Origin of the sequence: Streptomyces californicus (genome assembly GCF_000717645.1) — a bacterium.
In the GTDB taxonomy this organism is placed as follows: domain Bacteria; phylum Actinomycetota; class Actinomycetes; order Streptomycetales; family Streptomycetaceae; genus Streptomyces; species Streptomyces californicus.
The window spans coordinates 192,399-206,243 of sequence record NZ_JNZZ01000013.1; the positions used below are offsets into that span (position 1 = coordinate 192,399).

9 protein-coding genes and 1 pseudogene are annotated in these 13,845 nt (G+C 75.1%); 3 read left to right on the top strand and 7 right to left on the bottom strand.

Going from position 1 to position 13,845, the window contains the following annotated elements; genetic code table 11:
* Positions 1-15: 15 nt before the first annotated feature.
* From IF19_RS0118545 to IF19_RS0118555, 3 genes are all read right to left on the bottom strand, one after another.
* Complete coding sequence (locus IF19_RS0118545; RefSeq protein WP_030117593.1) at positions 16-1,614, bottom strand: acyl-CoA carboxylase subunit beta; 1,599 nt, start codon at positions 1,612-1,614, stop codon at positions 16-18.
* On the bottom strand, positions 1,611-3,359 hold the full coding sequence (locus IF19_RS0118550) for an acyclic terpene utilization AtuA family protein (RefSeq protein ID WP_030117594.1): 1,749 nt from the start codon (positions 3,357-3,359) through the stop codon (positions 1,611-1,613). The genes IF19_RS0118545 and IF19_RS0118550 overlap by 4 nt, the downstream gene beginning before the upstream one ends.
* 119 nt (positions 3,360-3,478) lie before the next feature.
* Positions 3,479-4,285 carry a TIGR03084 family metal-binding protein gene (locus IF19_RS0118555; protein WP_030117595.1) on the bottom strand — a complete coding sequence of 269 codons (807 nt, stop codon included), beginning with the start codon at positions 4,283-4,285 and terminating at the stop codon, positions 3,479-3,481.
* A gap of 194 nt (positions 4,286-4,479) precedes the next feature.
* Here IF19_RS0118555 and IF19_RS01000000134815 point away from each other — a divergent pair.
* Positions 4,480-5,201 (top strand): annotated as a pseudogene (locus IF19_RS01000000134815) (NUDIX domain-containing protein).
* 93 nt (positions 5,202-5,294) lie between these two features.
* Here the strand turns inward: IF19_RS01000000134815 and IF19_RS0118565 are convergent.
* Together IF19_RS0118565 and IF19_RS0118570 are read right to left on the bottom strand one after the other, a co-directional pair.
* A complete protein-coding gene (locus IF19_RS0118565; RefSeq protein WP_030277922.1) occupies positions 5,295-6,359 on the bottom strand; it encodes a hypothetical protein in 1,065 nt (354 codons plus the stop codon).
* A 147-nt stretch (positions 6,360-6,506) separates the two neighbouring features.
* Positions 6,507-7,130 carry a TetR family transcriptional regulator gene (locus IF19_RS0118570; RefSeq protein WP_030117598.1) on the bottom strand — a complete coding sequence of 208 codons (624 nt, stop codon included), beginning with the start codon at positions 7,128-7,130 and terminating at the stop codon, positions 6,507-6,509.
* 98 nt (positions 7,131-7,228) lie between these two features.
* Between IF19_RS0118570 and IF19_RS0118575 the strand changes: the two genes are divergently transcribed.
* Positions 7,229-8,224, top strand: coding sequence for an oxidoreductase (locus IF19_RS0118575; RefSeq protein ID WP_078580947.1), 996 nt, complete (start codon positions 7,229-7,231; stop codon positions 8,222-8,224).
* A gap of 112 nt (positions 8,225-8,336) precedes the next feature.
* On the opposite strand, the gene IF19_RS0118580 is transcribed toward IF19_RS0118575, so the two are convergent.
* Positions 8,337-9,347: an EamA family transporter gene (locus tag IF19_RS0118580; protein WP_030117600.1), complete on the bottom strand. Its 1,011-nt coding sequence runs from the start codon at positions 9,345-9,347 to the stop codon at positions 8,337-8,339.
* Positions 9,348-9,675: 328 nt separating this feature from the next.
* On the opposite strand from IF19_RS0118580, the gene IF19_RS0118585 reads away from it, so the two are divergent.
* Positions 9,676-10,566 carry a LysR family transcriptional regulator gene (locus IF19_RS0118585; RefSeq protein WP_030117601.1) on the top strand — a complete coding sequence of 297 codons (891 nt, stop codon included), beginning with the start codon at positions 9,676-9,678 and terminating at the stop codon, positions 10,564-10,566.
* A 157-nt stretch (positions 10,567-10,723) separates the two neighbouring features.
* Here the strand turns inward: IF19_RS0118585 and IF19_RS0118590 are convergent, their stop codons facing one another.
* Positions 10,724-13,660: an FAD-binding and (Fe-S)-binding domain-containing protein gene (locus IF19_RS0118590; RefSeq protein ID WP_418952758.1), complete on the bottom strand. Its 2,937-nt coding sequence runs from the start codon at positions 13,658-13,660 to the stop codon at positions 10,724-10,726.
* Positions 13,661-13,845 lie beyond the last annotated feature (185 nt).

The window sequence follows — 13,845 nt, forward strand, 5'->3', positions numbered from 1 at the left end:
GGTCCTCATGGCGGGTCACATCCGGAAGACGCCGAAGCCGCCGCGGGCGCCCTCGACCGGTGCGGTGTGGATCGCGGACAGGCACATCCCGAGGACCGTCCGGGTGTCGCGGGGGTCGATGACCCCGTCGTCGTACAGCCGGCCCGACAGGAACATGGGCAGCGACTCCGCCTCGATCTGCTGCTCCACCATGGCGCGCAGCCCGGCGTCGGCCTCGTCGTCGTACGGCTGCCCCTTCGCGGCGGCGGAGGCGCGGGCGACGATGGAGAGGACGCCCGCGAGCTGCTGCGGGCCCATGACGGCGGACTTGCTGCTGGGCCAGGCGAAGAGGAAGCGCGGGTCGTAGGCGCGGCCGCACATGCCGTAGTGCCCGGCCCCGTACGAGGCGCCCATGAGGACCGACAGGTGCGGGACCTTCGAGTTGGCGACCGCGTTGATCATCATCGCGCCGTGCTTGATGATGCCGCCCTGCTCGTACTCCTTGCCGACCATGTAGCCGGTGGTGTTGTGGAGGAAGACCAGCGGGATGTCGCGCTGGTTGGCGAGTTGGATGAACTGGGCGGCCTTCTGCGACTCCTCGCTGAACAGGACGCCCTGCGCGTTGGCGAGGATGCCGACCGGGTAGCCGTGCAGCCGCGCCCAACCCGTCACGAGGCTTGTCCCGTACAGCGGTTTGAAGGCGTCGAAGTCCGAGCCGTCGACCAGCCGGGCGATGACCTCGCGCGGGTCGAAGGGGGCCTTGAGGTCGCCGGGGACGATGCCGAGCAGTTCGTCCTCGTCGTACTTCGGCGGTTCGGCGGGCCCCGGATCGGCCTGCGCCTTGCGCCAGTTGAGGCGGGCGACGATGCGGCGGGCCTGCCGGAGCGCGTCGTGCTCGTCCACGGCGAAGTGGTCGGCGAGCCCGGAGGTGCGGGCGTGCATCTCGGCCCCGCCGAGCGATTCGTCGTCGCTCTCCTCGCCGGTCGCCATCTTCACCAGGGGCGGTCCGCCGAGGAAGACCTTGGATCGCTCCTTGATCATCACGGCGTGGTCGGACATGCCGGGCACGTACGCGCCTCCGGCGGTGGAGTTGCCGAACACGACGGCGACGGTGGGGATCCCGGCGGCGGAGAGCCGGGTGATGTCGCGGAAGAGGGCCCCGCCGGGGATGAAGATCTCCTTCTGCGACGGCAGGTCGGCGCCGCCGGACTCCACCAGGCTGATGCAGGGCAGCCGGTTGGCGAAGGCGATCTCGTTGGCGCGCAGGGCCTTCTTCAGCGTCCACGGGTTGGAGGCCCCGCCGCGTACGGTCGGGTCGTTGGCGGTGATCAGGCACTCCACGCCCTCGACCACCCCGATCCCGGTTACGAGCGAGGCGCCCACCGCGTAGTCGCTGCCCCAGGCGGCGAGGGGGGAGAGTTCGAGGAACGGGGTGTCCGGGTCGACCAGCAGCTCGATCCGCTCGCGGGCCGTGAGCTTGCCGCGCTTGCGGTGCCGGGTCACGTACTTCTCGCCGCCGCCCGCGAGCGCCTGGGCGTGCGCGGCCTCCAGCTCGTCCAGCTTCGCCAGCATGGCGGCGCGGTTGGCCGCGTATTCGGGCCCGTGGGCGTCGAGCGCGGTGGGCAGGACGGTCATGCGGTCACCTCCGGGAGGGATACGTCCGCCAGCAGCGGTACGGGGACGGGCAGCCGGCGGGACCGCAGCCACTCCCCCAGCGCCTTGGCCTGCGGGTCGAACCGGGCCTGGGCGGCGACGCCCTCGCCCAGGAGCCCGCGGACGGTGAAGTTGAGGGCGCGGAGGTTCGGCAGGACGGTCCGGACCACCGTCAAGTCGCGCGTCTCCGGCAGGAGTTCCTTGAACCGGTCCACGGTCAGCTCGTGCGCCAGCCACCGCCAGGCGTCGTCGTCGCGCACCCATACGCCCACGTTGGCGTCGCCGCCCTTGTCCCCGCTGCGGGCCCCCGCGATCAGGCCGAGGGGCGCGCTGCCGGTGGCGGTGGCGGGGTACGGCTCGGGCAGCGGCGGCTCGTCGAGGGACGCCAACTCCCGGGTGCGGGAGGGCGGCTCGATGACCGTGCGGGTCTCGTCGGGCAGGACCGCGGTGTGCCGGACCTCCCCCGCCGGTACGTGGACCGCCTCGAACACGCCGTAGGGGGCGCCCTTTCCGGGCGGGGCGGTGACGTGGAAGCCGGGGTAGCTGCCGAGAGCCAGCTCCACGGCCGCCCCGGAGACCGCGCGGCCGACCGTCTCGGCGTCCTGGTCGCGGACGACGAGCCGGAGCAGCGCGCTGGCCCGCTCCTCGGTGTCGGCGTCGGGGTGGTCGGTGCGGGCCAGCTCCCAGCGCACCTCGGCGGGCGGGCGGGCTCCGCCGCGTTCCAGGGCGTCGGTGAACTGGTCTTGTACGAGGCGGGCCTTGGCGTCGATGTCGAGGCCGGTGAGGACGAAGACGACCTCGTTGCGCCAGCCGCCGAGCCGGGTGAGTCCGGCCTTGAGGGTGGGCGGCGGGGCCTCGCCGCGTACGCCGTCGATCCGGACCCGGTCGGGGCCGTCCTGGGTGAGCCGTACGCTGTCGAGGCGGGCGGTGACGTCGGGGCCCGCGTACCGGGCCTCCCCCGTCTCGTACAGGAGTTGGGCGGTGACGGTGCCGATGTCGACGATCCCGCCGGTGCCGTCGTGCTTGGTGATGACGGACGAGCCGTCCGGGTGGATCTCGGCGAGCGGGAAGCCGGGGCGGCGGAGGCGGGCCGGGTCGTGTTCGCCGAAGAACGCGTAGTTCCCGCCGGTCGCCTGGGTGCCGCACTCCAGGACGTGCCCGGCGACGACGGCCCCCGCGAGCGCGTCCAGGTCGTCCGGGCCCCAGCCGAAGTGGGCGGCGGCGGGCCCGGTGACGAGGGCCGCGTCGGTGACGCGGCCGGTGACGACGACATCGGCCCCGGCCCGCAGACAGGCGGCGATCCCGGACCCGCCGAGGTAGGCGTTGGCGGTGAGGAACCCGTCCGGTACGGGCATGCTGTCGCCCTCGACATGGGCGACGCGAACCGGCAGGCCCGCCTTCTCGGCCAACGTCCGTACGGCGTCCGCGAGACCGGCCGGGTTGAGACCGCCCGCGTTGGCGACGATCTTCACCCCGTTCTCGTGGGCGAGGCCGAGCCCTTCCTCCAACTGGCGCAGGAAGGTGGTGGCGTAGCCCTTCCGCGGGTCCTTGAGGCGGCTGCGGCCGAGGATGAGCATGGTCAGTTCGGCGAGGTAGTCGCCGGTGAGGACGTCGAGGGGGCCGCCGGTGAGCATCTCCCGCAGGGCGTCGAAGCGGTCGCCGTAGAAGCCGGAGGCGTTGCCGATGCGGAGGGGGGCGGACCCCGACGCGCGCCCGAGGTCGGCCACGGGGGCGGGGCGCCGGACGGGCCCGGGCACGGCGGCGGACCCCGGACCCGATGCGGGCTCCGGGCCTGATGCGGATGTGGGCTCCGGGCCCGATGCGGGTTCGGATGCGGGAGCGGTGTTCACCGGAGGCGCTCCTGTTCCGCGCGGGGCGGGCGTCCCGGCCCGGGGGGCCCGGCGAACGCCTGCGCGATGCCGAGCCACTGGTCGGCGGCGGCGCCCTCGGCGGTGACGGCGAGGTCGGCGCGGTGGGCGCGCTGGGTGACCAGGAGGCAGAAGTCGAGGAGCGGTCCGGTGATCCGCTGGGCCCCGTCCTCCGGTCCGTACGCGACCGTCTCGCCTTCGGGTGTGCGGAGTTCGACGCGGAACTCCTCCTCCGGCGCGGTGATGCCGCGCACCATGAAGGCGTAGTTCCGAGCCCGTACGCCGATGCGCGCCACATGGCGCAGCCGGGCGGTGGGGGTACGCGCCACGCCGAGGGCGTCCGCGACGTCCTGGCCGTGCGCCCAGGTCTCCATGAGCCGCGCGGAGGCCATGGAGGCGACGCTCATCGCCGGCCCGTACCAGGGGATCCTGGTGCCGTCCGGGGCGTCCCGCAGCACCTTCTCCAGCCGCTGCCGGCCCTCGCGCCAACGGGCGAGCAGGGCGTCCGGGGCATGGGCGGCGACCAAGGCGTCGGCGGCCTCGTCGACGAACGCCTCCGGGGCGGCCAGGGCCTTGGCCACCTCGTCCCCGAACCGGTCCGGCTCGGTGGCCGCGAGCAGGGCGACCTCGTCGGTCCAGCTCAGATGGGCGATCTGGTGGGCGATGCTCCACCGCTCGGCAGGCGTCGGCCCCAGCCAGTCCGGACCGTCCAACGCGCCGACCAGGTCGTCGAGTTCGTCGCCCTCCTCGCGCAGATCGTCGATCACGGCTACGACAGCGGACACGTGCGCTCCCCTCGGGACCGGGTGTGGTGTCCAGGAGCATGGCAGCGCGCCAAGAAACAATCAAGCACGCTTGCATGATTTACCCACCGGCAGAGACACCAGCGGGAACGAGGTGGCTGAAACGCGTCGGCGAAGACGTGCGGACCAGGACATTCCGGCAGCGCTCGCGCGGCGGGCCGCGTTAGCCTCCGTCGATGACTGCCGAAACCCGACCGCCCGCATCGGCGACCGTCCAGTTCGACGGTGATGGCCTGGTCCTGGAACTCCGCCACGACGCCGAAGGCCCGTACTACGCCTTCCCCGGGACCCGGTCCGAAGCCCCCGCGCCGCGCGTCACCCTGCCCCTGGAGAGAGCCATGCACGCCCGGATCCGCCCGGCGGGCACGGCGGAGGCGGTCCTGCGCGCCTGGTCGCAGGGGGCGCCGCCGCAGGGCGCGGTGGAGCCGGTGGACCCCTCGGCGGTGGAGCCGGTACGGGTGCGGGCCGGGGCGGTCGTCATCCGCGACGGTCCGTCCTGCTGATCCGCTTCACCGAGGACGACGGCGCGTCGCACTACGAGATCCCGGGCGGCGGCGTCGAGGAGGGCGAGACGCCGGAGACGGCCGTCCTGCGCGAGCTGGACGAGGAGACCGGCCTCGCCGGGACCGTCGGGCCCCGGATCGCCCGGGTCTGGAAGGGCGGCCGGCACGAGCACTACTTCCGCGTGGCCGCCACGGGCGAGATCGGCCCGCCCGAGACGCTGGACAACTACGGGGGCACCCCGCTCTGGGTGCCCGTGGAGGAACTGCCCGCCCTCCCGCTGTGGCCCAAGCGGCTGTCCTGGCGCATCGCGCACTGGCACCGGACGGGCTGGCCGGACCGCCCCGCCGAACTGGCGGACTCGATCGAGGAGTTGGAACCTCCCTGCACCTGGTGAGGGCGGTACGCCGCCGACCCCGGCCCGGGGCTTCCGCGTCCCGCCCGGGGCTTCCGTGTCCCGCCTGCCGACCTCTGAGCCCCTACGCCCCCGCTACGCCCCCGCAGCCCCCTCCGGAACCGCGCGCGGAAGGCCGAGCTGCGGCAGTTCCAAATGGCGGGCGCCCGTGGGGACGGCCACCTCGCCGGAGTACGTCAGGTCGGCGAGGTCCACCTCAAGGGCGCGTACGGCGTCCACCAGGAGGGACACCGCCTCGCGGACCGGTCCGCGAGGCCGGTCGCCCGTGCCCAGGGCGCCGAGGACCACGCACTGCCGCAGACCGCCGTAGTGCTGCCACCCGGAGGCGGCGAACCGGTCGGAGCCGGGGAGGTCCGGGTGGTCGGCGGGCGCCTCCAGCCGGAGGGCGTCGTGCGAGCCGTTGCCGACGGCGGCGACGGAGCGGAGCGGGTCCGGGGCGGAGGAGAGGCGGAGAGTGAAGTCGCCGGGGAAGGCGTGCACTTGGGTGCAGAGCACCAGCAGCGCCGCGCCCAGCCGCTCCCCTGCTTCCGCCCAGTCCCGTACCGGCCGCGAGAGCTCCGGGCGGGAGAGGTCCGCACCGAGCGAGCCACGCCACACGTCCGGGTACCCCCGGCGGAACTCGGCGCCCCGGTCGGTGCGGAGCAGTTGGAGGACCACGTTGCCCTCGTCCAGCATGACGCCCACGTCGGCCCCCGGCCGGATCCACACCGCGCGGGGGCCCGGGCCCGCCAGCCGGGTGGGCGGCCCGCCGAGCACGTCCTCGGTGACCTCGCGGGCGGTCTGCGCGAAGTGCAGTTCATGGGCGTGGTCGTCGTCGTACGCGATGCCGTACGAGAGGTTCACCTCGACGCCCAGCACCTGTTCGGCGTCGTCGGCCGCCACGGTCAGCACGCCGACGCCCTGCCGGGGCCCCCGGGGCGGATGGTCCAGCACCCACGCCACTTCCGGCCGGCGGCCCCGCGCCAGGTCCGGCACGCCCCCGCCGGGGCCCACGGGCCGGATCTCCCAGTCCAGCGTGGAGAGTGCGGCCCGCACCTCCGGCAGCCGCCGGCCGCCCGGGTCGAGCGGTATCAGAGCGTCCGGCAGCCGCCGGTACCTCGTCTCCGCCTCCCAGCCGCGGTACGCGTCGTCCGTCCTCATACGGCGGAGGCCATGGCGGCGTTCGCGGCACCCGTACGACGGTGGCCGCGCGGACGGCAGGGGCGGCAGCACGGCGGACGCGCGGAGGCCCGCCGCCCGCTGCCGGCGGGCGGCGGGCGGTAGCACGGCGGGCGGCCGGCCTCCGGCTCAGGCCGCCGGGAGCCGGTCGAGCGCCGGGGCGAGGACCGCGAAGGCACGGTCGGTGAGGGCGGCCGGGTCGTCGGCGCCGTCGCTGTCGCTCCACCGCCGCAGCACGGTGTCGAAGGCGACGAGCGCCGCCCCGGCGGCGATGCGCGGATAGAGGTCCGCCTCCGGGTCGAGCCCCAGCCGGCGGGCCGTCTCCGCCGCGAGGTCGTCGCGCCACCGCGCCTGGTGCTCCTGGAAGCGGGCGCGCAGGGCGGGCGTGCGCAGGATCAGCTGGACCACCGGCAGGGCCCGCCCGGCGTGCTCGGCACCGTCGGCGCAGGCCGCCATGGCGGCCCAGACCGTGTGCCGCAGTGCCACGGAGGGAGGCTCGGCCGCGGGTCGGGCGGCCAGCTCGGTGTGCATGCCCGCCCCCATGCCCGCCAGGAACTGGACGACCACGTCCTCCTTGGACGCGAAGTACCGGAAGAACGTCCGCTTGGAGACCCCGGCGGCGGCCGCGATCGCGTCGACCGTGACCGCGTCGAACCCTTCCCGCGCCATCAACTGAAGGGCCGCTTCGGTCAGTTCGTCGGAGACGAGCTGCCGCTTGCGCTGGGCCAGGGTGGTTTCGGGGCGGAGGCTCACCCCGCCATCGTAGACCCATGCCACGAATGACACCAGGTGCCAACATGACACTCGCTGCAGGCTTGACACTCGGTGACACGAGCGTCAACGTATGCCGTATGACACAGGATGCGACGCAGAACACGACGCCCGGCGCCGCACAGGGGACGGCGCCGGGCTCGACGCGGAAGCAGGGTTGGACCGCCGAGCGGATCCCGGACCAGACCGGCCGGGTCGCCGTGGTGACCGGGGCCAACAGCGGTCTGGGCCTGGCGACCGCCCGCGCGCTCGCCCACCGGGGCGGCCACGTGATCCTCGCCGTGCGCGACGAGGAGAAGGGGCGGCGGGCCGCCGCCGGGATCACGGCGGGACACCCGGGGGCCTCCGTCGAGGTGCGCCGCCTGGACCTGGCCGACCTGGACTCCGTACGGGCGTTCTCCGCGTCCCTGCACGCCGACCGCACCCGGCTGGACGTGCTGGTCAACAACGCCGGGCTGATGGCCCCGCCCCGTTCGACGAGCGCGCAGGGGCACGAGCTGCAGTTCGCCTGCAACCATCTCGGCCACTTCGCGCTCACCGGGCTGCTGCTCGACCTGCTGGCCGGGGGCCGGGACCCCCGGGTCGTCACGGTCACCTCGGTCAACCACCGCAAGGCGCACCTGGACTTCGACGACCTGAACGGCGAACGCGCCTACCGCCCCATGACGTTCTACGACCGGTCGAAGCTCGCCAACGCCGTCTTCGGCCACGAGCTGCACCGCCGGCTGACCGCGTCCGGGAGCCCGGTCCGCAGCCTGCTCGCCCACCCGGGCTACACCGCCACCCACCTCCAGACGAGCAGCCCGACCGGCCTGGTGAAGCTGGTGTTCGGCACCGCCCTGCGCCCCCTCGCCCAGCGGCCCGAAGCGGGCGCGCTGCCGCAGCTCTACGCGGCGACCGCACCGGAGGCCCGGGGCGGCGACCTCATCGGCCCGGACGGCCGCGGCGAGCTGCGCGGCGCCCCGACCCGCGTCGAGCTGGGCTCATCGGCCACGGACACCGCGACGGGACGCCGCCTGTGGGAGGTGTCGGAAGGGTCGACCGGCGTCCGCTTCCGGTTCCCGGCGGCGGGGTGACGGGAGGGGGCCGGGCCAGCCCCCCCCTGCCCGCGCCGGAGCAGACGCCGCCGCACCCGGCCCGGCCCTCACGCCTCGCATCGCACACCGGCAGAGCGCGGGCGCGCGTACGTCACTCCTCGCGCCGCGCGCCCCCCGACCGGCTGCGGACCGCCCCGATGCTGGCCCCGATGACGAGGGCGATCGCGAGGGCGTCCGTCGTGGAGAGGGCCTGGTCCAGGATCAGGAAGCCCGCCCCGGCGGCGATCGCCGGCTCCAGGCTCATCATCACGGCGAACGTCGGCGCGGGCAGCCGGCGCAGGGCCATAAGCTCCAGCGTGTACGGGAGGACCGAGCTGAGCACCGCCACCGCCGCGCCGAGCGCCAGCGTGGACGGGACCGCCAGCTTCGCCCCGGACTCAAGGACACCGAGCGGCAGCGAGAGGACCGCCGCGACCACCATCGCCAGGGCCAGCCCGTCCGCCTGCGGGAAGCGGCGGCCGGTACGGGCGCTGAACACGATGTACGCCGCCCACATCGCCCCGGCCGCCAGCGCGAACGCCGCACCGAGCGGGTCGAGGCGGTCGAAGCCCCCGCCGCCCAGCAGGACGACGCCGACGAGGGCGAGCCCCGCCCAGACCACGTTCACCAGCCGGCGCGAGGCCACCACCGACAGGACGAGCGGACCGAGCACCTCCAGGGTGACGGCGATGCCCAGCGGGATACGGTCCAGCGCCAGGTAGAAGAGGGTGTTCATACCGCCCATCGCGACACCGAAGGCGAGCACCGTGCCCCAGTCCGCGCGCGAATGGCCGCGCACCTTCGGGCGGCAGACCACCAGCAGGATCAGCGCGGCGGCCGCCAGGCGCAGCGTGACGACGCCCAGCGCGCCCGCCTTCGGCATCAGGAGCGCCGCGACGGCCGAGCCGAACTGGACGGAGAGCCCGCCCGCGACGACCAGCGCGATCGGGGCCAGCGCCGCCCGCCGCGCCGCCCACGTGCCCGCTCCGGGCGCACCCGGATCGCCCGCGCCGCCGGGACGGCCCGGATCGGTCGCGGCGGCGTCGAGGGCGGTCACCGCCTCCGGTACGGCGATGGCCGCGGCGGCCGGTTCGGTGGCGGCGGCGCTGCGCTGGTCGTTCACGGGGGACCTTCCGGGGAGTACGGGCGGGACAGGGCGGGCGGAACGGATCCGGAGACGTCGGCGTCGTCCGGCGGCGGGACACGAGTCCGCCCGGAGCCGGCGGGCGCGGCCGCCCGACCGGAGGCTCCGGGCGGGCGACGGGGCGCGGCGCCCGTCGCAGGCTCCGGCACACCGGAGCACCAGCACACCGTCACACCCCGAACCAGTCCACTGTAATGGACTGGACAGTACGCAAAGCCGCACTTACCCGCCACCACTTTCCCTTCACCGTAAGGACGCCCGCGCGTTCCGTGAAATACCGTCCACGCTCTCGTTATGCTCCCTGCGCATGAACGAGGGACCCGTCTCCGGCCGCCCCGTGGAGCTCCGGCATCTGCGGGCCTTCCTCGCGGTCGCCGACGAACTGAACATCACGCGCGCCGCCACCCGCCTCCGCCTGACGCAGCCCGCCGTCTCCCGCACCCTCGCGGCGCTGGAGGCGCACCTCGGGGTCCGGCTCGTGGACCGCTCCACCCACCACCTGGCCCTGACCCCGGCCGGCGTGGCCTTCCGGGACCGGGCCGCCGTCGCGGTCGCCGCCTTCGACGAGGCCGTGGGCCCCGGGCGGCCGGGCCCGCGTCCGCTGCGGCTCGGGCACGCCTGGTCGGCGTTCGGCCCGTACACCACACCGCTGCTGCGGGCCTGGCAGGAGCGGTACCCGGGGACCCCGCTGGAGCTGCTCCGGATCGACGACCGCACCGCCGGGCTGACCCGGGGCGAGGTCGACGCGGCGCTGCTGCGGGGGCCGGTGGAGGCGCCGGGGCTGGTGACCGAGGTGCTGTACACGGAGGTCCGGGTGGCGGCGGTGACGGCGGACGGTCCGCTCGCCCGCCGGGAATCGCTCGCCCTCGCCGACCTCGCGGGCGGGCCGGTCGTCCTGAACCCGGTCTCCGGCACCACCACCGTCGAGCTGTGGCCGCCGCACACCCGCCCTACCGCCACCCTCACCGTCGGCAACACCGACGACTGGCTCACCGCCATCGCCGCCGGCCGGGGCAGCGGGGTCTCCACGACCTCCACGGCGGTGCTGTACCCGCACGCGGGCGTCGCGTACGTCCCGCTCGACGACGCCCCGGGCGTCCCGGTCCTCCTCGCCCGCCGCGACGCCCCCGGCCACCCGGCCCTCCCCCGGCTGGCGGCCCTGGCCCGCGAGATCATCGCCCGGGGCGCGCTGCACTGACGGGCGCGAGCCCGGGGCACGCCGCACGGGCGGACGCGAGCCCGGGGCGCGCCGCACTGACGGAGCGAGCCCGGGGCACGCCGCACGGGTGGACGCGAGTTCTCCGGCACGAGCACCATCCTGCCGGGCGCCGCCACGCCTTCCCACCGCCCGCGCGTCACGGGCGGGCCCTGCCCCGCTGGACGTCGTCGCCGTCCCCCAGCGCCTCCGCGACGACCTCCGCCAGGTGCCGGGCCCGGCGGCCGGCGAGCTGGTCGAGCTGCGTACGGCAGGAGAAGCCGTCCGCGAGGAGTTCGGTCCCGGGTTCCGCCTCCCGTACGGCGGGGAGCAGCCGTTCCTCCGCGCAGGCGACGGACACCTCCCAGTGGCCCTTCTCGAAGCCGAAGTTCCCGGCGAGTCCGCAGCAGCCGCCGCTCAAGTCGCCGGTCAGGCCCATCCGTTCGCGCAACCGGCGCTCCGCCGCGTCGCCGAGGACCGCGTGCTGGTGGCAGTGCGTCTGCCCGGCGGCCGGGCGGTCCAGGCGGGGCGGCGTCCAGTCGGGGGCGTACTCCTCCAGGTACTGGGCGAACGTCCTCACCGAGGAGGCGAGTTCGGCCGCGCGCGGGTCGTCCGGGAGGAGTTCGGGCAGGTCGGTGCGGAGGGTGGCGGCGCAGCTCGGCTCCAGGACGACGAGCGGCAGCCCGGGGAGGAGGTCCAGCCGGTCCAGGGTGTCCCGCATCACCCGGCGGGCCGCGTCGAGCTGCCCGGTCGACACGTACGTGAGGCCGCAGCACGCCCCGCGCGGCGGCGGCAGCACCGTACGCCCCGTCGCCTCCTCCAGCACCCGCACCGCCGCCCGGCCCACCTGCGGCGACAGGTGTTCGGTGAAGGTGTCCGCCCAGAGGTGCACCACCCGGTCCGTCGACAGAACGCGCGTGCCCGGGCCCTGCCGTGTGCGCAGCCACCGGCTGTACGTCTCCGTCGCCAGCACCGGGATCGCGCGCTCCGGCGCGATGCCCGCCAGCCGTTTCGCGAGCGCGGCCAGCGGGCGCACCCGGGCCAGGGCGTTGAGCGGCCGGGCGAACGGGCGTGCCAGGCGCAGCCACCGCGGCAGGCGGCCCATCGCGTAGTGGGCGGCGGGGCGGAGCCGGCCCCGGTAGTGGTGGTGCAGGAACTCCGCCTTGTACGTGGCCATGTCGACGCCCACCGGGCAGTCGCTGCGGCAGCCCTTGCAGGAGAGGCAGAGGTCGAGCGCGTCCCGGACCTCCGTGCTGCGCCAGCCGTCCGTGACGATCTCGCCCGCCAGCATCTCGTGCAGCAGCCGGGCCCGGCCGCGCGTGGAGTGGGCCTCCTCGCCGGTCGCGCGGAAGGAGGGGCACATGACGCCCGCCCCACTCGTCTCCGTCGTACGGCACTTGGCGACGCCGACGCAGCGGCGGACCGCGCCCGCGAAGTCGCCGCCGTCCTGCGGGTAGCCGAACTCCACGTCCACCGGGCGTTTCGGGAGGACGGAGAAGCGGAGGCCCTCGTCGAGGCGGGCCGGGCGGACCAGCATGCCCGGGTTGAGGCCGCCGTCCGGGTCCCACAGGTCCTTGAACCGGCCGAAGAGGGCGACGAGCCCGTCCCCGTACATCCGGGGCAGCAGCTCCGCCCGCGCCTGCCCGTCGCCGTGCTCGCCGCTGAGGGAGCCGCCGTGCGCGACGACGAGGCCGGCCGCCTCCTCGGAGAACCGGCGGAAGCGCGCCACCCCGGCCTCGGTGATCAGGTCGAAGTCGACGCGGACGTGGATGCAGCCGTCGCCGAAGTGGCCGTACGGGGTGCCGCGCAGGCCGTGTTCGGCGAGGAGGGCCCGGAAGTCGCGGAGGTACGCGCCGAGCCGGGCGGGCGGGACCGCGCAGTCCTCCCAGCCGGGCCACGCCTCGCTGCCGTCGGGCATCCGGGTCGCGGTCCCGGCGGCGTCCTCGCGGACGCGCCACAGGGCCCGCTGCCCGGCCGGATCGGTGACGACCGTGCCGTCCACGGCGTCCGCCGCCCGCAGGATCCGTTCGGCGTGCGCGCGGGCCTCGGCCGGGGTGGCCCCGCCGGTCTCGACGAACAGCCAGGCGGCCCCGCGCGGCAGCCCGGCCGGCTCCCGTACGAGGTCGGCGGCCATGCCCTCGACGGTGAGCGGTCCGTACGGGAGGAGGCCCGGGGCGGCGTCGGCGGCGGCGGACTCATCGGCGTACCCGAGGACGGCCAGGGCGCGGGCGCGCGGCGCTTCGACCAGGCGGACGGTGGCCTCGGTGACGACGCCGAGGGTGCCCTCGCTGCCGCAGAACGCCCGGACCGGGTCGGGGCCGCCGGGGTGTTCGGGGAGCAGGGCGTCGAGCGCGTACCCGGAGATGCGGCGCGGGAGGTCGGGGTAGCCGGTGCGCAGGAGGGCGAGGTGGGAGGCGATCAGCTCCGGTACGCCCGCCGGGCCGTTCCCGCCGCCCTGTTCCAGGCGCAGCGCCTCTCCTCCGTACCGGACCACCGACAGCTTCGTCACGTTGTCGGCGGTGGTGCCCCAGGCCACCGAGTGCGCGCCGCAGGAGTTGTTGCCGATCATGCCGCCGAGGGTGCAGCGGCTGTGGGTGGAGGGGTCGGGGCCGAAGGTCAGGCCGTGGGGTGCGGCGGCGGCCCGCAGGTCGTCCAGGATCACCCCGGGCTGGACGACGGCGGTGCGGGCGGCGGGGTCCACGTCGAGGATCGTGCGCAGATGGCGGGTGAGGTCGAGGACGAGCCCGGTGCCGGTGGCCTGTCCGGCGATGGAGGTGCCGCCGCCGCGCGGGACGACCGGCACCCCGTGCTCCCGGCAGACCGCCAGTGCGGCCGCGACGTCGTCGGCGTCGCGCGGGGCGCACACCCCGAGCGGGACGCGGCGGTAGTTGGAGGCGTCCATCGTCGTCAGGGCCCGTGCCGTCGGTCCGAAGTCGCTCGTGCCGCGCACGGCGGAGCGCAGCGCCGCGACGAAGTCCGGGGAAGCCGCGGGGACGGAGGAGGCCGCGGGGACGGAGGAGGCAGAGGGCCCGGAGGGGCCCGGAGACCCGGGGCGCGGTGCGGGCTGTCCGGTGAGCGGTCGATGCTGTTCGGCCATACCTCTCAGCATGCCGTCGAACGAGGTGAACTCTTGGGAAGCGACCGGACCAAACCCCGCAATTCACACGATAAAGCCCACAAGACCTTCCCAAACAGACCGTCAAGTCTCCTATAGTGACCAAGACTTGCGCAGGAACTATCAGTTCCAGTTGTGCAGGATCGCCCACACCCGTGACGAAGTGT